Source organism: Terrabacter sp. 2YAF2 (assembly GCF_052114705.1).
GTDB lineage: Bacteria > Actinomycetota > Actinomycetes > Actinomycetales > Dermatophilaceae > Terrabacter.
The window spans coordinates 12,987-35,455 of the sequence record NZ_JBFRFG010000003.1; the positions used below are offsets into that span (position 1 = coordinate 12,987).

The window sequence follows — 22,469 nt, forward strand, 5'->3', positions numbered from 1 at the left end:
ACTCGAAGCCCGTGGTGGAAACGACGAAGCACATCTTTGTGACCGGGGGCGTTGCCTCCTCTCTCGGCAAGGGCCTGACAGCCTCGAGCCTCGGACGACTTCTCAGATCGCGGGGCCTACGGGTCACGATGCAGAAGCTCGACCCCTACATCAACGTCGATCCCGGGACGATGAACCCGTTCCAGCACGGCGAGGTCTTCGTGACCGACGACGGGGCGGAGACCGACCTCGACATCGGTCACTACGAACGCTTCCTCGACGTCAACCTCGTCGGCAGCGCCAACGTGACGACCGGACAGGTCTACAACCACGTCATCGCCAAGGAGCGTCGCGGCGAGTACCTCGGCGACACCGTCCAGGTCATCCCGCACATCACCAACGAGATCGTCGCCCGCATGCGCGCCCTCGCCACCGGAGGTCCGGACGCTCCGGACGTCATCATCACCGAGATCGGTGGCACGGTCGGCGACATCGAGTCGCTGCCCTTCCTCGAGGCGGCGCGCCAGGTGCGCCACCTCATCGGCCGCGACAACAGCTTCTTCCTCCACGTCTCGCTCGTGCCCTACCTCGCGCCCAGCGGCGAGCTCAAGACGAAGCCGACCCAGCACTCCGTCGCCGCGCTGCGGCAGGTCGGCATCCAGCCCGACGGGCTCGTGCTGCGGGCCGACCGTGACATCCCCGACCCGATCAAGCGCAAGATCTCGCTCATGTGCGACGTCGACGTCACGGCGGTCGCCGCGTGCGTCGACGCGCCGAGCATCTACGACATCCCCAAGGTGCTGCACCGCGAGGGGCTCGACGCGTACGTCATCCGGCGTCTCGGCCTGGGCTTCCGCGACGTCGACTGGACCGAGTGGGACCAGCTGCTCCAGCGCGTGCACGACCCGGAGCACGCCATCGAGATCGCCCTCGTCGGCAAGTATATCGACCTGCCCGACGCCTACCTCTCGGTCACCGAGGCGCTGCGCGCCGGTGGTTTCCACCACGACGCGAAGGTCAGCATCCGCTGGGTCGCCAGCGACGAGTGCCAGACCCCGGCCGGTGCCCAGCGGGCTCTCGGCGGTGTCGACGCCGTCCTGGTCCCGGGCGGCTTCGGCGTGCGCGGCATCGAGGGCAAGCTCGGCGCGCTGACGTGGGCGCGCGAGAAGCAGGTGCCCACCCTCGGCATCTGTCTCGGGCTGCAGTGCATGGTCATCGAGTACGCCCGCACGGTCCTCGGCAACGAGGACGCGAGCTCGACGGAGTTCGACCCCGAGACGGCCCACCCGGTCATCGCGACCATGGAGGAGCAGAAGGCGTTCGTCGAGGGCGCCGGCGACCTCGGCGGCACGATGCGTCTCGGCTCCTACCCCGCCGCGCTCAAGGAGGGCAGCGTCACCCGCGCCGCCTACGGCCAGGCCGAGGTCCAGGAGCGCCACCGCCACCGCTACGAGGTGAACAACTCCTACCGCGACGACCTCGAGAAGGCGGGCCTCGTCTTCTCCGGCACGTCGCCCGACGGCATGCTCGTCGAGTTCGTCGAGCTGCCGCGTGAGGTTCACCCGTACTACGTGTCGACGCAGGCGCACCCGGAGTTCCTGTCGCGCCCCAACCGTGCGCACCCGCTCTTCGCGGGTCTCGTCGGCGCCGCCCTCGAGCGTCAGCGCAGTGAGCGGCTCGTGGAGGTCGAGCGCCACCGCGCCGCTGCCGACGCGGGCCGGGCGGAGCGCGACACGGACGAGTACGCCTCGGTGTCCGCGGCGGGCGCCTCCTCGGACGCCGGCTGAACCGCCGGTGAGCCTGGACGCACCGAGCGGCACGGGAGCCGACCTCGTCGAGGAGTGGACCGCCGAGCCCGTCCTCGAGTCGACGACGCCGTTCGAGGGGATCATCTTCGACGTCGTGCGCGAGCGCGTCGACCTCGGTGCGGGTGGCGTCGTGACGCGCGACTTCGTGACGCATCCCGGGGCTGTCGCCGTGCTCGCCCTGCGTGAGCGGGGCGGCGTCGACCAGGTGCTCATGATCCGGCAGTACCGACACGCGACCGGGGGTCACGTGTGGGAGCTGCCCGCGGGCCTGCTCGACGTCGACGGCGAGCCGCCGTGGGAGGCCGCCGCGCGCGAGCTCGCCGAGGAGGTCGACCTGACGGCCGGCGAGTGGCACGTGCTGGCCGACGACATCACGTCACCCGGCGCGTTCCCCGAGACGGTGCGGATCTTCCTGGCCCGCCGCCTTCAGGAGGTGGCGGCTGCCGACGCGCACCAGCGCACGGCGGAGGAGCTGAGCCTGCGACCGCTGTGGGTGTCACTCGACGACGCCGTCGACGCTGCTCTCGCAGGCCGCATCAGCAACTCCGCCACACTCGTCGGGCTGCTCTCCGCGGGCCTGTCCCGCGGCCGCGGCTGGTCGACGCTGCGGCCGCACGACGCCCCGTGGCCGGCCCGAGAAGCGCAACGCGCCCGGTCGTGAGCGGGGGAGCGTTCGGCGGCGCGCTGCTCCGTCCCTGTCCCTGTGGCGGCGGCCCTGACACGCTGGCGTATGCCGCTTGCTGCGGGCCGCTCCACGCCGGCGAACGCTGGGCGACCACGGCGGAGGAGCTGATGCGCTCGCGCTACTCCGCCTTCGCGGTGGGCGATGACGCCTACCTCCTGCGCACGTGGCATCCGCGCACCCGGCCGGACCGGATCGACCTCGACCCGGCCACCCGGTGGGTCGGCCTGACTGTGCTGCGCACCCGGGCCGGGGCCGGCGGCGAGCCAACCGGCGTGGTCGAGTTCGTCGCGCGCTGGTCGCAGGGGACGTCTCGCACCGGGTCCGACCGCGGCACGCTGCACGAGGTGAGCCGCTTCGAGCGTGGCGCCGGGCGCTGGCTCTACGTCGACGGGCAACCCGGCTGAGGCCAGCGCCTCCACCTGCGTCACGAGCCGCAGCACGGGCGGCCCAGGGGTGGTCCACGGGCGGTCCACGGGCGGTCCACGGAGCGGGCTGGGTCGGCTGTCGAGATCAACCGGCGCTGGGGCTGTTGACGGGGCGGTCGCGCGAGCGGAGAGTCGACGCGGGGGGCTCTGCCAGGGGGCAGCGCCGCGGGTGTATCACGGCGCCGGTTCGCGGTCCTGATCCTGTGCACCGCCGAGCCGGCGGGCCTCAGGACACCACCTGCGCTTTGCACCTCAAAGGAGAATGCGATGACCGAGCAGCCGCCCACCACATCAGGGGCTGTGCGCCTGATCTTCGAGTACGACGGGGACACGGTGCGACTCATCTCGCAGACCCCGGTCGACGTCGACATCCCGCGCCCCGCTCCGACCGAAGAGCCGGCCGACCACTTCGTCGAGAGCAGGAGCGTCGCCGGGACCGTGCTGGCCAGGGTGCCGGTCCGCGGCGCCTTCCAGCAGAGTGCGGAGGTCTTCCCCGAGGACCACGAGGAGGCGATCACCCGCGTCGACGCTGCGGCGCAGGGCGCGTTCACCGTCGTGGTCCCCGCCGACGACGAGGCCGTGCGCGTGGCGGTCATGAGGGCGGGCAGGGCTCGCACCGACCGCGACCTCGCGCCGGGCCAGGGGGTCGGGGCGGACGACCTCGAGCTCGGCAGCTTCCCGCTCCACGGGAAGCGGTGACGATCATGACGACCTCAGACGGGACCGTCCAGGGCGCCACCCAGATCTCCGGCGCCGCCCCGCGCAACCGGGCCTTCTCGATCGTGCTGCTGGCCGACGGGTTCACCGCCGCCCAGCAGACCGACTTCAACAACGCGTGCGCCGCCTTCGTGACGGCCCTGCTCGCGACACCGCCCTACGACGCGCTCGTGCCGGCCATCAACATCTGGCGTGTCAACGTCGCCTCCACCGACTCGGGTGCCGACGACCCGGTCAGCGGCGGCGGGACCGGCGCCACGGCACGGACCTACTTCGACTCCAGCTTCGGCGGCAACGGCATCCGCCGGCTGTTGATCTGCAACAACACGACGGTGCTCGTCACAGCGGCTGCGCAGGTCCCCGAGTTCTCGGTGGCCATCGTGGTGGTGAACTCGACCATCTACGGCGGCAGCGGTGGCTCCGTCGGCACCTACTCGCTCGCGGGTGGGGCGACGGAGATCGCGATCCACGAGATCGGCCACACCGCATACGGGCTGGCCGACGAGTACCCCTACTACGCCGGTGGCGCCGAGACCGGTCACGACCACCACCCCGCGACCGAACCCACGGAGCCCAACGTCACGATCAACACGGACCGGGCCACCCTGAAGTGGGGCTGGGCCGTGGCTGCGACGACCGCGCTCCCGACGATGAGCAACCCCGACTGCAGCACGGTCGACTCCCGCCCGAGCCCCGTGCCCTCGGGGACCGTCGGCCTCTTCGAGGGGTCGCACTACTTCCACTGCGGAGCCTTCAGGCCCGAGTACAACTGCAAGATGCGCGCGCTCAGCGTCCCGTTCTGCGCCGTCTGCCGGCAGGTCATCCGCAACCGCATCGGACCGTTGATGACGGCCCCACCGGCGGTCGCGGACCCGACGGCGTACGCGTTCACGCACGAGGCGCGCAACCTGGCGGAGCAGCACAACCTGTTCCGCACGGGTGATGGTCACATCCACGCGTTGTGGTTCAACTTCGAGAGTGGTTGGCACCATGAGGATCGCACGGCGATGCTCGGGGCACCTCCGGCGGTGAGTGACCCGATCGGCTACACCTTCACGCACGAGAGGCGGAACCTCGCGGAGCAGCACAACCTTTTCCGGACGGGCGACGGTCACACCCACGCGTTGTGGTTCAACTTCGAGAGTGGTTGGCACCATGAGGATCGCACGGCGATGCTGGGGGCCCCGGCCTCGGTCGGTGACCCGTTCGGCTACACCTTCACGCACGAGGGGCGCAACCTGGCGGAGCAGCACAACCTGTTCCGCACGGGTGATGGTCACATCCACGCGTTGTGGTTCAACTTCGAGAGTGGTTGGCACCATGAGGATCGCACGGCGATGCTGGGGGCCCCGGCCTCGGTCGGTGACCCGTTCGGCTACACGTTCACGCACGAGGGGCGCAACCTGGCGGAGCAGCACAACCTCTTCCGCACTGGCGACGGTCACATCCACGCGTTGTGGTTCAACTTCGAGAGTGGTTGGCACCATGAGGATCGCACGGCGATGCTCGGGGCGCCTCCGGCGGTGAGTGACCCGTTCGGCTACACGTTCACGCACGAAGCCCGGAACCTCGCGGAGCAGCACAACCTYTTCCGGACGGGTGACGGTCACATCCACGCGTTGTGGTTCAACTTCGAGAGTGGTTGGCACCACGAGGACCGCACGGCGATGCTGGGGGCCCCGGCCTCGGTCGGTGACCCATTCGGCTACACGTTCACGCACGAAGCCCGAAACCTGGCSGAGCAGCACAACCTTTTCCGSACGGGTGACGGTCACATCCACGCGTTGTGGTTCAACTTCGAGAGTGGTTGGCACCACGAGGACCGCAGCCTCTGATCACGGAGGGACAGCGAGACCTCGGCCGCCGTCGAGGTCTGGCTGTGGGGTGGAGTGCGCAGGGCGAAGGGCCGAGGGGCGCAACCGGTCTAGGATTGGTCCTCGGTGCTCGCCGCCGCCCTGCGGCGCGGGTGCCGTGCTCGTCCACTGCTCAGCCCTGGTGGTGGCCGCCGTGCCGCCCGAACCCTGTCCCGGAAGGACCCTCCGTGCTCCGCACTCACGAGGCCGGCACTCTCCGTGCCGACCACGCAGGCCAGACCGTCACCCTCACCGGTTGGGTGGCGCGGCGTCGAGACCACGGCGGGGTCGCCTTCCTCGACCTGCGCGACGCCTCGGGTGTCGCCCAGGTCGTCGCGCGCGACGAGGTGCTCGCCCAGGGTGGCGCCCACGACGTGCGCAACGAATTCTGCGTCAAGGTCACCGGCGAGGTGCGCGAGCGCCCCGAGGGCAACGCCAACCCGGACCTGCCGACCGGCGAGATCGAGGTCATCGTCAGCGACCTCGAGGTCCTCAACCCCGCGGCGCCGCTGCCCTTCCAGATCGACGAGCGGGTCACCGTCGGCGAGGAAGCCCGCCTCAAGCACCGCTACCTCGACCTGCGTCGTCCCGGGGCGAGCTCGGCCGGTGCCGCGATCCGACTGCGCTCGCGCGTCAACGCCGCGGCCCGAGAGGTCCTCGGCGCCCGCGACTTCGTCGAGATCGAGACGCCGACGCTGACCCGCTCGACCCCGGAGGGCGCCCGCGACTTCCTCGTGCCGGCGCGCCTGGCGCCCGGGTCGTGGTACGCCCTGCCGCAGAGCCCGCAGCTGTTCAAGCAGCTGCTCATGGTGGCCGGCATGGAGCGCTACTACCAGATCGCCCGCTGCTACCGCGACGAGGACTTCCGCGCCGACCGCCAGCCGGAGTTCACGCAGCTCGACGTCGAGATGAGCTTCGTCGACCAGGACGACGTCATGGAGCTCGGCGAGGCGATCATCGCCGCGTTGTGGCGCCTCATCGGTGTCGAGCTCGAGGCGCCGTTCCCGCGGATGACCTACGCCGACGCGATGGCCCGCTACGGCTCCGACAAGCCCGACCTGCGCTTCGGCAACGAGCTCGTCGAGTGCACCGACTTCTTCAAGGACACCACCTTCCGCGTCTTCCAGTCCGACTACGTCGGCGCGGTCGTCATGCCCGGCGGCGCGAGCCAACCCCGCAAGCAGCTCGACGCCTGGCAGGAGTGGGCCAAGCAGCGCGGCGCCCGCGGCCTCGCCTACGTCCTCGTCCAGGAGGACGGTGAGCTCGGCGGCCCGGTCGCCAAGAACCTCACCGACGCCGAGCGGGCCGGCCTCGCCGCACACGTCGGCGCGAAGCCCGGCGACTGCATCTTCTTCGCCGCCGGTGCCGCCAAGGCGTCCCGGGCGCTGCTCGGCGCTGCCCGCCTCGAGATCGGCAAGCGCTGCGGTCTCATCGACGAGGACGCGTGGAGCTTCCTCTGGGTCCTCGACGCGCCGCTCTTCGAGCCGGCCGCCGACGCGACGGCCTCGGGCGACGTCGCCCTCGGCTACAGCGCCTGGACCGCCGTGCACCACGCCTTCACGTCACCGAAGAAGGAGTTCGAGGACACCTTCGACAGCGACCCCGGCTCGGCGCTCGCGTACGCGTACGACATCGTCTGCAACGGCAACGAGATCGGCGGCGGCTCGATCCGAATCCACCGCCGCGACGTGCAGGAGCGGGTCTTCCGGGTCATGGGGATCTCGCAGGAGGAGGCCCAGGAGAAGTTCGGCTTCCTCCTCGAGGCCTTCGCCTTCGGCGCCCCGCCGCACGGCGGCATCGCCTTCGGCTGGGACCGCATCGTCTCTCTCCTCGCGCACACCGACTCGATCCGCGACGTCATCGCGTTCCCGAAGTCCGGTGGCGGCTACGACCCGCTGACCGCCGCTCCGGCGCCGATCACGCCCGAGCAGCGCAAGGAGGCCGGCGTCGACGCGAAGCCGGCCGGGTCGGCCCCCGCCCCACAGGGCGCACCCGAGGTCAGCCCGAAGCAGAGCTGAGCCCGAAGGCTCGTCAAGCCGTGTCTCGGGTCCGGTGACGCGCAGCCGAACCACGCCGAACCGCGCCACCACAACTCCGCCGGGGCGGGGATGTGGCGGTTCGGGCAGGCCGCGGGACCGTCACAAGTCCGCCGGGGCGGGGATGTGGCGGGTTCGGGCAGGCCGCGGGACCGTCACAAGTCCGCCGGGGCGGGGAAGGTATGCCGGGTGCGCGAGCCGGGCGGACGGCATACGCACGCTGGTGACCGGTCCACGACGGGGACCGCTCGGGCAGGATGGGGTCGTGGCGGAGCGAAGCGTGCGCGCACCGGACGACGTGCTCGTCCACCTGCGCCGTGCCCGCGACGTCGCAGACCGTGACTTCGCCCAGCCGCTCGACCTCGAGGCGCTCGCCGCCGAGGCCCGGCTGTCGAAGTTCCACTTCCTGCGCCTCTTCCGGGCGACGTACGGGGTCACGCCCGTCGAGTACGTGTCGATGCGGCGGATCGAGCGGGCGCAGGACCTGTTGCGCTCGACCAATCTCACCGTCACCGAGGTCTGTCATGCGGTCGGCTTCACGAGCCTCGGGTCGTTCAGCAGCCGCTTCCGTGCGGTCGTCGGGGAGAGCCCGAGCAGCTTCCAGGCCCGGTACGCCGAAACGGGTGCGCCGCACATCCCAGGTTGCGTCCTCTTCATGTGGGGTCTGGCCGAGCGCTCCGCAACGGAGGAGAAGCGGCCCGACCGGGACGCGCCCTAGCGTGGACCCATGATCACGAACATCTCCATCGTCAGCGTCTTCGTCAAGGACGTCGACGAGTCGAAGCGCTTCTACGTCGACGTCCTCGGGTTCGAGGAGAAGGACGACATCACCCTCGGCGACGGCTACCGCTGGTGCACCGTCGTCCACCCCAACCAGCCCGAGCTCCAGGTCAGCCTCGCGATCCCCGGGCCGCCGTTCCCGGACGAGCTCGTCACCGCGATGCGCCGGGCCCTCGACGCCGGCGGCCTCAACGGTCTCGGGCTCTCCGTCGACGACTGCGAGAAGACGTATGCCGAGCTGACCGCGAAGGGCGTCGAGTTCCTCCAGCCCCCCTCGGCCAGGCCCTACGGCACCGAGGCCGTATGCCGCGACAACTCGGGTAACTGGGTGGTCCTGGTGCAGGAGGCCGACCGGACGGTCGTGGCAGCGGACTTCGCCTGAGAGGCCCCGTCAGGCGGTGCCGGTCAGAGGTCGATGACGACCGGGCGGCTCGACCACGCGCAGAGCCGGTCATAGCCCAGCGAAAGGTAGAGGCTGCGGGCCACCTCGTTGTGCGAGTACATCCCGAGGGTGCAGACCCCGGCCTCGGCGACCGCGCGCCGCGTGACGGCGCCGACGATCGTGCGGCCGAGCCCCTGTCCGCGCAGCCGGGTGTCGACGGCGACCGACGACAGGTGCGGCGCGCCGCCGCGGGTGGTGCCCCAGGCGGCGACGGCGGACAGCGAGCCGTCTGGGTCCTCGACGGCGAACCAGCGCTCGCCCTGTCCCGGCTCGGTGTCGGCCGTGGGGGAGCGCGCCTCGAGGAACGCCCGCACCTCGGTGGCGCGGGCGACGTCGTCGAGGGCGAGCACCCTTTCGTGCGAAGGGTGCCGGGCTGGGGCCGTGGTGGTGTGGAACCACTCCCAGTCGCCGCCGTCCAGCACGCGGTAGCGCTCCCGCAGCCGGGGCTCCAGGTGCTGGGGCACGCTGACCGAGAACGCCCGGCGCCCGGGGGAGACGATCGCCGCGATCTCCGGCAGGTGGTCGAGCAGCTCCGTGACCCCGTCGTCGCCACCGAGGACGTTGACGGTGCGGCGCACCGCCTTGCGGGTGCGCTGGAACGCGACGGCGTCGGACGAGCTCCACCACGTCGCGGCGAGGTCGTCGGTCACCTCACACCGGACGAAGGGGTGCCGGCCGGTGGCCGTCAGCAGGTCGTCGAGTCCGTGCCCGGTGACGACCTGCGTCACTCGGTGATCCCGAACCGGTCGTGGAGGCGCCGCAGCGGCGCCGGCGCCCACCAGTTCCAGCGACCGAGCACGGTCATCGTCGCCGGGACCAGCAGCATGCGGACCAGCGTCGCGTCGATGGCGACGGCGGCCACGAGCGCCAGGCCCATCTCCTTGATGATGAGGATGTCGCCGGCGACGAAACCCGCGAAGACGATGATGATGAGCAGAGCCGCCGAGGTGATGATGCGACCCGTGCGCTGGAGGCCGAGGGAGACCGCGCGGTCGCTCTCGGCGCCGTGCCGGTGGAACTCGACGATCCGCGAGAGCAGGAAGACCTCGTAGTCCATCGACAGGCCGAAACCGAAGGCCAGCACGAGGAAGGGGACGAGCGACTCGACGGCCCCGACCGACGTGAACCCCAGCAGCCCCTGGAGATGGCCGTCCTGGAAGATCCACACGACGACGCCGAGGGCGGCCCCGAGAGAGATCACGTTGAGCAGCAGGGCCTTGACCGGCAGGATGACCGAGCCGGTCATCAGGAAGAGCAGGACGAACGTGCCGAGCACGACGAGGGCCACGGCATACGGCGCCCGGGCCGACATGGAGTCGAGGAAGTCGATCTGGCCCGCCGCCTGCCCGGTGGTCAGGGTCTCGAAGGGCGCGTTCGTGGCGCGGATCGCCGTCACGAGGTCCTGGGCCTCGTCCGAGGTCGGTCCTCCGGCGACGCGGATGTTGGCCCGCTGGTGGTCGGCGCCGAGGGGCTGGACGTCGATTCCCTCGACCCCCGGGCGGTTTCGGAACTGCTGGGCCCACGCGGTGACGGCGGCAGTGTCCGCCGAGCCGGCGACGACGGTCACCTCGGGGGCGGAGAGCGCGGGGTAGTCCCGCGCGAGCTGCTCGAAGAAGACGCGCTGCGGCGCGTCCTTCGGGAGCAGCTCGGTGCCCGAGGACGTCAGCTTCATCGACAGGGTCGGCAGGGCCAGCGTCACGAGCACGGCCACGACCGCGAGGATGACGGATACCGGCCGGCGCTGCACCCCGGCGGCAAGGCTGGAGAACAGGCCGACGTCAGCGGTTTGCTCGACCGCCTTGCGGGACAACCGTTTTGCGCCGATGACGCAGAGGGCCGGCACGAGGGTGATGGCGACGACCATCGCGACGAGGACGACGCTGACTCCGGCCACGCCGATGGCACGCATGATGGAGGCCTGGAAGACGAGCAGGCCACCGAGGGCGATCGCGACCGTGAGCCCGGAGAAGAGGACGGTGCGGCCCGCCGTGGCCACGGTCCGCTCGGCGGCGTGGGCGATCTCCTCGCGGGTGGGCACCCGGTGCTGCCGGTGGCCGAGCTCCTCGCGGAACCGGCTCACCGTGAGCAGGCCGTAGTCGATCGAGAGCCCCAGGCCGAGCAGGGTCACGATGTTGACGACGGTCGCGTCGAGCTCGACCGCGTGAGAGAAACCGAAGAGCGACAGCAGGGCTCCGCCGATGGCCACGACCGCCCCGACGATCGGCATACCCGCCGCGACGAAGCCGCCGAAGACGAAGAACATCACGAGAAAGGTGAGCGGCAGGGCGATGCCCTCACCGCGCAGCAGGTCCCGTTCGACGGTGCTCGTGATCGCCTTGACCACCTTGCTCGAGCTGCCGACCGAGCCCTGGGCGCCCATGGCCGAGGGGACCGCGAGCATCCGCTGCTCGGCCTGCGACTCGGCGTCGGTCTGGGCGGCCTTGGAGAGACCGGGCTCGAAGTCGACGACCGTGACGAACCCTCCCGCGGCCGGGCTCCCACCCTTGAGGAGCGGCGCGACCGAAGGGTCCGAGAGACCACGCGGCGACAGCAGTGGTGACCGCACGTTCTTGACTCCCGGCACGCGGGCGATCTCGCGTGTCGCCGCCGCGCCCTTGTCCACCGCCGCCGTATCCGTCAGGTCGGCACCGGTCACCTGCATCGTCAGCGTCTCGAGCGCGGGCTGACTCTGGGCGATGACGTCCTGGGCGCGCGAGGACTCCGACTCGACGGTCGGGGCGCCGGAGTGCAGTCGCTCGAAGAGGGACTCGCCGGTGACCCCGCCGACCGCGACGGCGAAGCAGGCGATCGCGACGACGGCCCAGGCCGCCACCCAGCGGCGAGGGTGGCGCGCGATGAGACCGCCGAGCCGGGCCAGACGGGTACGCGGCGCAGGGCCCGCGGGTGATGGGTTATGCACGCGGATAGCCTTCCACAGTGATGTCGAACAGTACGGAGGACCTCTTCGGTGCTGCCTCCGCAGCCGACCGCGGTGAACAGCCGGCCTCGGCCGGAGTCGCCCCGCTCGCCGTTCGCATGCGCCCGCGTTCCCTCGACGAGGTGCGTGGGCAGGCGAAGGTGCTGCGACCCGGGAGCCCGTTGCGGCGCCTCATCGAGGGATCGGGCGGCGCGGCCGGCCCCCTGTCCGCCATCCTCTGGGGACCGCCCGGCACCGGCAAGACGACGCTCGCCCACCTCGTCGCGACAGCCGCGGAACGTCGTTTCGTCGAGCTGTCCGCCGTCACGGCTGGGGTCAAGGACGTCCGCTCGGTGATGGACTCGGCCGTCCGTGAGCGCGACCTCTACTCGCGCCAGACCGTGCTCTTCCTCGACGAGATCCACCGGTTCACCAAGGCCCAGCAGGACGCCCTGCTCCCGGGCGTCGAGAACCGGACCGTCATCCTCGTCGCGGCCACGACCGAGAACCCGTCCTTCAGCATCATCTCCCCCCTGCTCTCGCGCTCGGTGCTCGTCACACTGGAGTCCTTGTCCGACAACGAGATCGGCGAGCTGCTGGCCGCCGCCCTCACGGACGAACGGGGCTTCGACGGCGAGCACACCCTGGCCGCCGACGCCACCGAGCACCTCGTCCGCATCGCCGGTGGTGACGCCCGGCGCGCCCTGACCTCGCTCGAGGCCGCCGCGGGTGTCGCGCTCGACGCCCAGCCCGCGGGACGTCTCTCCGACGACCCCGTCGAGATCACGCTGGCCCACGTCGAGCAGGCCGTGGCCCAGGCCGCCGTCCGCTACGACCGCGCCGGCGACCAGCACTACGACGTCGCGAGTGCGCTCATCAAGTCGATGCGCGGCAGCGACGTCGACGCCGCCCTGCACTACCTCGCCAGAATGCTCGAGGCGGGGGAGGACCCTCGCTTCATCGCGCGCCGCATCGTCATCTCCGCGAGCGAGGACGTCGGGATGGGCGACCCCACGGCGCTGCAGACGGCGGTGGCCGCGATGCACGCCGTCGCCCAGATCGGCATGCCGGAGGCGCGGATCATCCTTGCGCAGGCGGTCGTGCACAACGCCATGGCACCCAAGTCCAACGCGGCATACCTGGGGATCAACGAGGCGATCGCCGACGTCCGCGCAGGTCGCGGCGGCGTCGTCCCGGCCCACCTGCGGGGTAGCGGTTACGCCGGGGCCGAGCGCCTCGGCCACGGCAAGGGCTACGTCTACGCCCACGACGAGCCCGACGGGGTCGCCGCGCAGCAGTACCTGCCGGACGACCTGCACGACGCCGTCAGCTACTACCGGCCGACGAACCGCGGCTTCGAGGAACGTCTCCGAGCACGCTGGGAGTGGCTCGCCGGACGGCTGGGACGCACGCCCCGGCCTTGACGGGGCAAGGCGCTCGCGGGCGTAGGGCCGGGGATTGTTGCGGGCTTGTCAAGCATGGACGGACGTTGTGCGGCGTCGCGAGCGGTCGGTAACGATTTGTCATCCATGCACGTCTCGATGCTTGGACAGCGCGGATCCGTGTGGCAGGCTCACGTCGTCCCGGCAGGGCTGCACCCGGATCATCTGGTGCGGCCCCCGAGGATGTCCCGGTGACGCAACCCCGGGTCGGATGTGATCTCACAAGGATGGAGACAACGCGTTGAACGCTATGCCGGAGCCCTCAGCCGCAGTGCTGACCGAGGAATCCGAGGGGGAGCCTTCGACGCCAGTTCGTAAGCACGTGGATGTGCGCACCGGACGCTCGCCCGGTCAGGTGGCCTGGGCCCGGCTCAAGAAGGACAAGGTCGCCATCATCTGCTTCGCGATCATCCTCTTCTTCATCCTGGTGGCGATCTTCGCGCCGTTCCTCTACTCCCTCCAGGCGGTCGACCCGATCACGGGCGCCAAGGCCGACCCGTACACGACGCACACCGAGCTCGTCGACCTCAACGGGCTGCCGACGGTGGGCATGAGCGCGTCGCACTGGCTCGGGGTCGAGCCGCGCCTGGGACGCGACCTCTTCGCGCGCTGGGCCATCGGCGCCCGTCCCTCGCTCATCATCGGCTTCATGGCTGCGGCCGCCTCGACGATCATCGGCGTGACCCTCGGTCTCGTCGCCGGTTACCTCGGTGGCGTCGCAGACAAGATCGTCTCGTGGGTCATCGACTTCTTCCTGTCGCTGCCCATCCTGCTGCTCGTGCTCGCCATCGTCCCGATCATGGAGAAGAGCCTGGCGGTTGGCGGCGACCTCACTGCCGACGAGACGTCACGCATCCGGTTCATCGTGCTCATCGTCATCCTCTTCGTCTTCGGCTGGATGGGCCTGGCGCGCCTAGTGCGCGGTGAGGTCAAGAGCCTGCGCGAGCGGGAGTTCGTCCAGGCCGCACGCGCCATCGGCGTCCCGACCCGCTCGATCCTCTTCCGGGAGATCCTGCCCAACCTCGTCGGCCCGATCATCGTTTCCGCCTCGATCGCGGTTCCCGCCTACATCACCTACGAGGCCACGCTGAGCTACCTCGGCGCCGGTTTGGTCGAGCCGACGGCCTCCTGGGGCCGCACCATCGCCGACGCGCAGAACCTCTTCTCGACGTATCCGCTGTGGCTCTGGCCCTCGGTCATCGGCCTGTCGCTGCTCGTGCTGGCCCTCAGCCTGCTCGGCGACTCGATCCGCGACGCGTTCGACCCCACCAGCCGCCGCTGACCCCACCGGGTCGCGGTCACCAGATGTTCCCGGCAAAACGTCGGGACAAGCACAAGGGAGCAAACAACATATGCGCTGGACCAAAGTCCTGACCGTGGGAGCCGCGGCTTCCCTCGGCTTCGTCGCGGCCTGTGGTGCACCGGCCGCCAACAACGGCACGTCCGGTGGCGCCAACGGCAACGGCGGCAAGGTCGACACGGCCGGTGCGGCCCTCGACCCGAACGCCAAGGGCCCCGCCCCGGAGATCCCCGGTGCGAAGAAGGGTGGCATCCTCACGGTGCCCTACACCTCGACGCCGGCCAACATGGACCCGAGCGACCAGTTCTACCAGGACACGGCCGTCATCTTCTCGCTGACGCACCGGGCCCTGACGACGTACGTCTCGCGCGACGGCAAGCAGGTGCTCGTCCCGGACCTCGCGACCGACCTCGGCAAGGCCTCCTCGGACGGCCTGACGTGGACCTTCACGCTCAAGGACGGGATCAAGTACGAGGACGGCACCCCGGTCAAGGCCGCGGACATCGTCTTCGCCGCCAAGCGCTCGTTCGACCCCGACCTCGCCGCGAACGGCCCGACGTACCAGCGTGAGTTCTTCAAGGGTGGCGCCGACTACCAGGGCCCCTACAAGGGTGACAAGAACTGGAAGGGTGTCGAGGCCCCCGACGACAAGACCGTCGTCTTCCACCTCGAGAAGCGCTTCGAGACGCTGCCCTACTTCGTCTCCTTCAACCAGTTCACGCCGATCCCCGAGGCGAAGGACAAGAAGGCCGACTACCAGCTGCACCCGCTCGCCACCGGCCCGTACATGTTCGACAAGTACACCCCCGGCACCGAGCTCGTCCTCAAGCGCAACCCCAACTGGGACCCGGCTACGGACCCGGCGCGCCACAACTACCCGGACGGCTTCCACTTCAAGTGGGGCGTCGACACCATCAAGACGCAGACGGCCATCCTCGCCTCCAACGGCGACGACGCCACGAGCCTCAACTGGGACCCGATCGACTCCTCGCTCATCCCGCAGATCGAGGGCGAGAAGAAGGCCCAGTTCGAGGAGGGCCCGTCCTCGTGCGTGCTCATGGTCAACCTCGACGCGACCAAGATCCCGCTGCCGATCCGCAAGGCGATCGCCGTGGCGTGGCCGTTCGACTCCATCCACAAGGCCGGCGGTGAGACGACGCACTCGTTCTCGCCCGCCAGCACGATCATCCCGCCGCAGATCCCCGGCCACCTCGACTACACGGCCGAGGCCGCTCCCGGCGTCAAGATGAACGGCCAGGGCGACGGCAACCCGGAGATGGCCAAGAAGATGCTGGCCGACGCCGGCTACGGCGCGAGCAAGCCCTTCGAGCTCACCTACTACTACACGAACGACGACGACACCGCGCAGAAGGTGAACCAGGTCCGCAAGCAGGCGCTCGAGAAGGCCGGCTTCAAGGTCACGGACCTCGGTGTGCCGAACAAGGAGCGCCGCAAGCTCATCGGCAAGCCCAACGGCAAGTACAACATGCTCCAGTCGCCGCGTGGGTGGTGCTTCGACTGGCCGTCCGCCGACTCCATCATCCCGCCCACCTTCGGCACCATCGCGCTGTCGCAGGGCGGCACGACCTTCGGCAACTTCTCCGACGCCAAGATCGACGCCGAGATCAAGCGCATCCAGCAGCTCTCGATCACCGATCAGGGGCCGGAGTGGGGCAAGATGGACAAGTGGCTCACGGAGACCTACCTCCTGGCCATCCCCGACAACAACGACAAGGGCAACTCGGTCTTCGGCACGAAGGTCCACAACGTCCACAACAACCCGAACAAGGGCATGCCCGACCTCAACGACGTCTGGCTCGACCAGTAACTCGGCAGTGACAGCCCTCCTCCCGGAGGGCAGGATCTGATCGACAGCCGTGGTGGGTGGCCCGGGACTCCCGGGCCGCCCACCACCGGCGCCCACCCCGTTTGGAAGGCAAACCGTGCTCACCTACATCCTCAGGCGGTTGGCTCTCGCCCTGAGCGTCATCCTGGCCACCCTCGTCTCGACGTTCCTGATCTTCTTCGCAGGCCCGTCCGACCCGGCGCTGGCCATGTGCCCCGAAAGCCACTGCAACGCGGACCGGCTCGCGGCCATCACGGCGAGCCTCGGGCTCGACAAGCCGCTGACGCAGCAGTTCTTCGACTACTTCAAGGGCCTGTTCGTCGGGCGCGAGTTCGTCTATGCGGGCGACACGGTCCAGTGCAACGCGCCCTGCCTGGGGTTCTCCTTCGTGACTCGTCGTTCCGTCAACGACGAGCTCTTCTCACGCTTCCCGAACACCGTGGTCCTCGCGCTGATGGCCGCGGTCGTCTTTGTCATCATCGGGGTGACGGTCGGGATCTTCGCCGCCGTGCGGCGTGGCTCCTCGACGGACCGCTCCGTCGTCGGCGCCTCGCAGGTGCTCGGCGCCATCCCGTACTACGTCCTCGCGCTTCTCGTCGCGCTCTACCCGGTCATCCTGTGGAACGTCCTGCCGCAGTACTCGGCGATGTCGGCGGGGGTGGGCCCCTACTTCATGGGGATGCTCGCGCCGGCCCTGATCCTCGGCTTCGTGACGTCCGCCTCGTACGTGCGCTACACGCGCAACTCGATGATCGAGACGCTGTCGATGGACTACATCCGTACCGCCCGGTCCAAGGGCATCAGTGAGCGCACCGTCCTGTTCAAGCACGGCTTCCGCGCCGCGATGAGCCCGATCGCGACGATCCTGGGCCTCGACATCGCCGCGCTGCTGACCGGCACGCTGATCACCGAGCAGATCTTCGGTGTCGACGGGATCGGCCGCCGTGGTCTCGCCGCGCTCCGGGCCGACGACCTCCCGGTCATCATGGGGACGGTTCTCATCGGCGCCGTGGTCGTGGTCATCATGAACCTCGTCGTCGACATCGCATACTCCTTCATCGACCCGCGAGTGAGGCTTTCGTGACCGTCACCGCCAGCACCGTCTCCACCCAGGGCGCCGAGGCTCGCGACCCGGGCGACGTCGTCCTCGAGGTCAGCGACCTGTCGGTGGCCTTCCCGACGGAGGAGGGCGTCGTCCGGGCCGTCTCCAACCTGAGCTACCAGGCCCGCCTCGGGCGCACCCTGGCCATCGTCGGTGAGTCCGGCTCCGGCAAGTCCGTGAGCAGCATGGCTGTGCTCGGGCTGCACAACCCGAAGCGGACGCAGATCACCGGCAGCATCAAGCTCGACGGGCTGGAGCTCGTCGGCGCCCCCGCGGCCACCTTCCAGAAGATCCGCAGCACCAAGGCGGCCATGGTCTTCCAGGACCCGCAGAGCTCGCTGCACCCGTTCCACAAGGTCGGCAACCAGATCGCGGAGGCCTACCGCGCCCACCACCAGGTGAGCAAGCAGGTCGCGCTCAAGCGGGCCGTCGAGATGCTCGACCTCGTCGGCATCCCCAACCCGAAGCGCCGGGCCAGCCAGTACCCGCACGAGTTCTCGGGCGGTATGCGCCAGCGCGCCATGATCGCCCTCGGCCTGGTCAACAACCCCAAGCTGCTCATCGCCGACGAGCCGACGACCGCGCTCGACGTCACCGTGCAGGCGCAGATCCTCGACCTCGTCAACGACCTCCAGAAGGAGTTCGGGTCCGCGGTCATCCTCATCACGCACGACCTCGCGGTCGTGGCCGAGACCGCCGATGACATCCTCGTGATGTATGCCGGTCGCGGGGTCGAGAAGGGCGACGCCAAGAGCGTGCTCGCCCAGCCGTCGATGCCCTACACCTACGGCCTGCTCCAGTCGATGCCCTCGCACAGCGAGGACCTCGCCGAGCTCAAGGCCATCAAGGGCACGCCGCCCAGCCTGCTCAACCTGCCCTCGGGCTGCTCGTTCAACCCCCGGTGCGAGTTCAAGACGCAGGTCGAGGGCGACCGTTGCTTCACCGAGCTGCCCGAGTGGCGGCCGACCCCGGGGCTGGTCAACCGCGAGCTCCGTTGCCACCTGACCGATCCCGTGGCCACGCTGCAGAACGACGAGGGAGTCCGATGAGCGACCAGACGCTGCTCAAGGTCACCGACCTCCAGCGCCACTTCCCCTTCCGCGAGGTCCAGGGCCTCAGGATGGTCCGGGCGACGGTCAAGGCCGTCGACGGCATCAGCTTCAGCATCAAGCAGGGCCAGACGCTCGGCCTCGTCGGGGAGTCGGGGTGCGGCAAGTCGACGACGTCCCGGCTGGTGACGCGTCTCGACGAGCCCACCGGTGGCACCATCGAGTTCGAGGGTCGCGACATCTCGCACCTGAAGGAGCACGAGCTGCGCGGCATCCGTCGTGACGTGCAGATGATCTTCCAGGACCCGTACTCCTCCCTCAACCCGCGCCACACGGTGGGCTCGATCCTGAGCACGCCGCTGCGCGTGCACGGCCTGCACAAGGGCAAGGAGAAGGCCCGGGTGCAGGAGCTGCTCGAGCTCGTGGGCCTCAACCCGGAGCACATCAACCGCTACCCGTCGGAGTTCTCGGGTGGGCAGCGCCAGCGCATCGGCATCGCCCGAGCGCTCGCCGTGGAGCCGAAGCTCATCGTGGCGGACGAGCCGGTCTCGGCCCTCGATGTCTCCATCCAGGCGCAGGTGATGAACCTCCTCGCCAAGCTGCGCAACGAGCTCGACCTCGCCTTCGTCTTCGTCGCCCACGACCTCGGCGTCGTGCGCCACTTCTGCGACCAGGTCGCGGTCATGTACCTCGGCAAGATTGTCGAGTACGGCGACAAGAAGAAGATCTACGAGGCCCCTGAGCACCCGTACACGCAGGCCCTGCTCTCGGCGGCGCCCGACATCAACGTCGCTCGCGGCATCGCCCCCAAGGAGCGCATCCGCCTCGTCGGCGACGTGCCGAGCCCGATCGACCCGCCGAGCGGCTGCCGCTTCCGCACCCGGTGCTGGAAGGCGCAGGACATCTGCGCCACCCAGGAACCGGCGCTCGTCTCCGCCACCGCCGACGTGGCGACCAGGACCTTCCGCGAGGGCGGCGTGCACCTGCAGGCCTGCCACTTCCCGGAGGTCAAGACCGACCTCGTCGCCGAGGTCCCGGCCTGACAGCGACAGCACGTCGCCGACGGTCGTCGTAGCCAGACGACGTATGCCGTAGGGCCGGCTCCCGCACGGGAGCCGGCCCTACGGCATACGCGGGTGAGCGGTCTGGCGTTGGGACGAGGTTCACGCGGTCCGTTAGGGTTGAAGAACCTCGGCGCGAGCGTGCGCCGACGACCGAAGGACGATGAACGTGGCCCAGAAGGGACCCAGGCCGACCCGTGTCGGCCTGCAGCCGGCGAGGCGAGCTCCCCGGGGGTCAGCCGCGCCCACTGAGGCGCTGGGCTGACCCCGCCCCGCCTGCCCGTCCGCCCGCGCAAAGCCGCACCTGGGACGGGCTCCCGCAGACCACACCCGTCGACCCCAAGGACACATCATGGAAACCGCTGAGATCAGGCGTCGCTGGCTCTCCTACTTCGGCAGCCGCGGCCACACCGTCGTGCCGAGCGCGCCGCTCGTGCACGAGGACCCGAACCTGCTGTTCGTCAACGCCGGCATGGTCCCGTTCAAGCCGTACTTCCTCGGTCAGGAGACCCCGCAGTTCTCGCGCGCCACGAGCGTGCAGAAGTGCGTGCGGACCCTCGACATCGAGGAGGTCGGCAAGACGACCCGCCACGGCACGTTCTTCCAGATGAACGGCAACTTCAGCTTCGGCGACTACTTCAAGGAAGGCGCCATCCAGCTCGCCTGGGAGCTCATCACGCGCAGCCAGTCCGAGGGCGGACTCGGCTTCGACGAGAAGGACCTGTACGCGTCCGTCTACCACGAGGACGACGAGGCGATCGCGATCTGGAAGAAGGTCGCGGGCCTGTCCGACGACCGCATCGTCCGGCTCGGGCGCAAGGACAACTACTGGAACATGGGCGTCGCCGGCCCCGGCGGCCCCTGCTCCGAGATCCTGCTCGACCGTGGCCGCGAGTTCGGCGCCGACGGCGACTGGGAGGCGGGTGACCGCTACCTCGAGTTTTGGAACCTCGTCTTCATGCAGTACGAGCTCGAGAACGTCCGGTCCAAGGAGGACTTCGACATCGTCGGAGACCTGCCCAAGCGCAACATCGACACCGGCATGGGACTCGAGCGCGTCGCGTTCCTGCTCCAGGGCGTCGACAACATCTACGAGACCGACGAGGTCTTCCCGGTCATCGCGGCCGCAGAGGACCTGAGTGGTCGACGCTACGGCTCCGACCACGAGGACGACGTCCGCTTCCGGGTGGTCGCCGACCACGTCCGCTCCTCGCTCATGCTCATCGGCGACGGGGTCACGCCGGGCAACGAGGGCCGTGGCTACGTGCTGCGCCGCCTCCTGCGACGCGCGGTGCGCTCGATGCGCCTGCTCGGCGTCGACGCGCCCACCCTCGACCACCTGCTGCCGGTCAGCATGGAGCGGATGAAGGCGTCCTACCCCGAGCTCGAGACCGACTTCAGCCGGATCAGCCAGGTCGCGTATGCCGAGGAGGAGGCGTTCCGGCGCACGCTCAGCTCGGGCACCACGATCCTCGACACCGCGGTCGCGCGGGCCAAGTCGTCCGGTGCGACGACGCTCGGCGGGGCCGAGGCGTTCGCCCTGCACGACACCTACGGCTTCCCGATCGACCTGACCCTCGAGATGGCGGCGGAGCAGGGCCTTCAGGTCGACGAGTCCGGGTTCCGCCGGCTCATGGGCGAGCAGCGCGACCGCGCCAAGGCCGACGCCCGGGCGAAGAGGTCGGCGCACGGTGACACGAGCGTCTACCGGCAGCTGTCCGACACCCTGGGTCGCGATGTCGAGTTCACCGGCTACGACCAGATCGAGACCGACACCCGCATCCGCGGACTGATCCGGGACGGCGTCGTCGTCGACCGCGTGGGGCCCGGCGACGAGATCGAGATCGTCCTCGACCGCACGCCGCTCTACGCGGAGTCCGGCGGCCAGCAGGCCGACCACGGGCGCATCCGCCTCGCGAACGGGGCACTGATCGAGGTCACCGACGTCCAGCGGCCCATCACCGGCCTCGTCGTGCACCGCGCCACGGTGCTCGAGGGCGAGGCGGGCGTCGGTGACGACGCCGAGGCCGAGGTCGACGTCGCGCGCCGCCGGTCCATCTCGCGCGCCCACACGGCGACCCACATGGTCCACCAGGCCCTGCGCGACGAGCTCGGCGACACCGCGACCCAGGCGGGTTCGGAGAACTCGCCCGGCCGGCTCCGCTTCGACTTCAAGTCGCTGCAGGCCGTCCCGGCCGCGGCGATGGGCGAGATCGAGGGCCGGATCAACGCCGTGCTCCTCGACGACCTGCCGGTGACCGCCGACATCATGAACATCGACGCTGCCAAGAAGCTCGGCGCCATGGCGCTCTTCGGCGAGAAGTACGGCGAGCGCGTGCGCGTCGTCTCCATCGGTGAGTGGTCGCGGGAGCTGTGCGTCGGCACCCACACGCCCCGCGTCGGGCAGATCGGCGTCGTCAAGCTGCTCGGCGAGAGCTCGATCGGCTCGGGCGTGCGGCGCGTCGAGGCGCTCGTGGGCGCCGACGCGTACTCCCACCTCGCGCGCGAGGCCACCATCGTCAGCCAGCTGACCGACACCCTCGGGGTGCGCCGCGACGAGCTGCCCGACCGCATCGCGACGATCCTCGGTCGTCTCCGCGACGCGGAGAAGGAGATCGCGGCGGTGCGTCAGAGCCAGGTGCTCGGCGCCGCTGCCGGTCTCGTCCAGTCGGCGCGAGACATCAACGGCGTGACCTTCGTCAGCCACGACGCGGGCGACGGTGTGACGGGCGACGACCTGCGCAAGCTCGTCACCGACGTCCGTGGCCGCCTCGGCAACGACCGGCCGGTCCTCGTCTCGATGGCGTCCGTCGCGGGCGGGCGTCCGGTCGTGATCGTCGCGACGAACGAGCGGGCGAGGGAGGCCGGTCTCAAGGCCGGCGCGTTCGTCAAGGTCGCGGCCCAGGCACTCGGCGGTGGGGGCGGCGGCAAGGACGACCTGGCCCAGGGCGGCGGCACCGACCCGACGCGCGTCTCGTCGGCGCTCGGCACCGTCGAGAACCAGCTGCACAGCCGGGGCGCCTGACC

At 70.0% G+C, this 22,469-nt stretch carries 17 protein-coding genes; 15 read left to right on the plus strand and 2 right to left on the minus strand.

All coding sequences use genetic code 11. The features are described from left to right. Positions 1–11 precede the first annotated feature (11 nt). The 8 genes from AB4030_RS04255 (at position 12) to AB4030_RS04290 (ending at position 8,665) form a co-directional block, all read left to right on the plus strand. Positions 12–1,766: a CTP synthase gene (locus AB4030_RS04255; protein WP_442277950.1), complete on the plus strand. Its 1,755-nt coding sequence runs from the start codon at positions 12–14 to the stop codon at positions 1,764–1,766. A 7-nt stretch (positions 1,767–1,773) separates the two neighbouring features. Beyond that, complete coding sequence (locus tag AB4030_RS04260; RefSeq protein ID WP_442277951.1) at positions 1,774–2,448, plus strand: NUDIX domain-containing protein; 675 nt, start codon at positions 1,774–1,776, stop codon at positions 2,446–2,448. Beyond that, the gene (locus tag AB4030_RS04265; RefSeq protein WP_442277952.1) at positions 2,445–2,876 is read left to right on the plus strand and encodes a YchJ family protein; all 432 of its coding nucleotides are present in this window, start codon (positions 2,445–2,447) and stop codon (positions 2,874–2,876) included. Before AB4030_RS04260 ends, AB4030_RS04265 begins: the two co-directional genes overlap by 4 nt. A gap of 288 nt (positions 2,877–3,164) precedes the next feature. After that, entirely contained in the window at positions 3,165–3,596 is a 432-nt protein-coding gene (locus AB4030_RS04270) for a hypothetical protein (protein WP_442277953.1), read from the plus strand. Between the two features lie 5 nt (positions 3,597–3,601). After that, the gene (locus AB4030_RS04275; RefSeq protein WP_442277954.1) at positions 3,602–5,449 is read left to right on the plus strand and encodes a M64 family metallopeptidase; all 1,848 of its coding nucleotides are present in this window, start codon (positions 3,602–3,604) and stop codon (positions 5,447–5,449) included. 206 nt (positions 5,450–5,655) lie between these two features. Further along, positions 5,656–7,485, plus strand: a complete 1,830-nt coding sequence (gene aspS / locus AB4030_RS04280) for an aspartate--tRNA ligase (protein ID WP_442277955.1) — start codon at positions 5,656–5,658, stop codon at positions 7,483–7,485. 283 nt (positions 7,486–7,768) lie between these two features. Further along, positions 7,769–8,221, plus strand: a complete 453-nt coding sequence (locus AB4030_RS04285; protein ID WP_442277956.1) for a helix-turn-helix transcriptional regulator — start codon at positions 7,769–7,771, stop codon at positions 8,219–8,221. Between the two features lie 9 nt (positions 8,222–8,230). Further along, positions 8,231–8,665 carry a VOC family protein gene (locus AB4030_RS04290; protein ID WP_442277957.1) on the plus strand — a complete coding sequence of 145 codons (435 nt, stop codon included), beginning with the start codon at positions 8,231–8,233 and terminating at the stop codon, positions 8,663–8,665. 23 nt (positions 8,666–8,688) lie between these two features. Here AB4030_RS04290 and AB4030_RS04295 read toward each other — a convergent pair whose 3' ends face one another. Together AB4030_RS04295 and AB4030_RS04300 are read right to left on the minus strand one after the other, a co-directional pair. After that, complete coding sequence (locus AB4030_RS04295; RefSeq protein WP_442277958.1) at positions 8,689–9,453, minus strand: GNAT family N-acetyltransferase; 765 nt, start codon at positions 9,451–9,453, stop codon at positions 8,689–8,691. Beyond that, on the minus strand, positions 9,450–11,645 hold the full coding sequence (locus AB4030_RS04300; RefSeq protein ID WP_442277959.1) for an MMPL family transporter: 2,196 nt from the start codon (positions 11,643–11,645) through the stop codon (positions 9,450–9,452). Before AB4030_RS04300 ends, AB4030_RS04295 begins: the two co-directional genes overlap by 4 nt. A 20-nt stretch (positions 11,646–11,665) precedes the next feature. Here AB4030_RS04300 and AB4030_RS04305 point away from each other — a divergent pair, with 20 nt between their 5' ends. The 7 genes from AB4030_RS04305 (at position 11,666) to alaS (ending at position 22,467) form a co-directional block, all read left to right on the plus strand. Further along, positions 11,666–13,066 (plus strand): replication-associated recombination protein A, encoded by a 1,401-nt coding sequence (locus tag AB4030_RS04305; protein ID WP_442277960.1) that lies wholly within the window; start codon positions 11,666–11,668, stop codon positions 13,064–13,066. A 346-nt stretch (positions 13,067–13,412) separates the two neighbouring features. Beyond that, positions 13,413–14,366: an ABC transporter permease gene (locus AB4030_RS04310; protein WP_442277961.1), complete on the plus strand. Its 954-nt coding sequence runs from the start codon at positions 13,413–13,415 to the stop codon at positions 14,364–14,366. Positions 14,367–14,460: 94 nt separating this feature from the next. Then, complete coding sequence (locus tag AB4030_RS04315) at positions 14,461–16,212, plus strand: ABC transporter substrate-binding protein (RefSeq protein ID WP_442277962.1); 1,752 nt, start codon at positions 14,461–14,463, stop codon at positions 16,210–16,212. 115 nt (positions 16,213–16,327) lie between these two features. Beyond that, positions 16,328–17,314, plus strand: coding sequence for an ABC transporter permease (locus tag AB4030_RS04320; RefSeq protein WP_442277963.1), 987 nt, complete (start codon positions 16,328–16,330; stop codon positions 17,312–17,314). Further along, positions 17,311–18,381 carry an ABC transporter ATP-binding protein gene (locus AB4030_RS04325; RefSeq protein ID WP_442277964.1) on the plus strand — a complete coding sequence of 357 codons (1,071 nt, stop codon included), beginning with the start codon at positions 17,311–17,313 and terminating at the stop codon, positions 18,379–18,381. The genes AB4030_RS04320 and AB4030_RS04325 overlap by 4 nt, the downstream gene beginning before the upstream one ends. After that, complete coding sequence (locus AB4030_RS04330; protein WP_442277965.1) at positions 18,378–19,424, plus strand: ABC transporter ATP-binding protein; 1,047 nt, start codon at positions 18,378–18,380, stop codon at positions 19,422–19,424. The genes AB4030_RS04325 and AB4030_RS04330 overlap by 4 nt, the downstream gene beginning before the upstream one ends. 370 nt (positions 19,425–19,794) lie before the next feature. Beyond that, positions 19,795–22,467 (plus strand): alanine--tRNA ligase, encoded by a 2,673-nt coding sequence (alaS, locus tag AB4030_RS04335; RefSeq protein WP_442277966.1) that lies wholly within the window; start codon positions 19,795–19,797, stop codon positions 22,465–22,467. Positions 22,468–22,469: the final 2 nt, after the last annotated feature.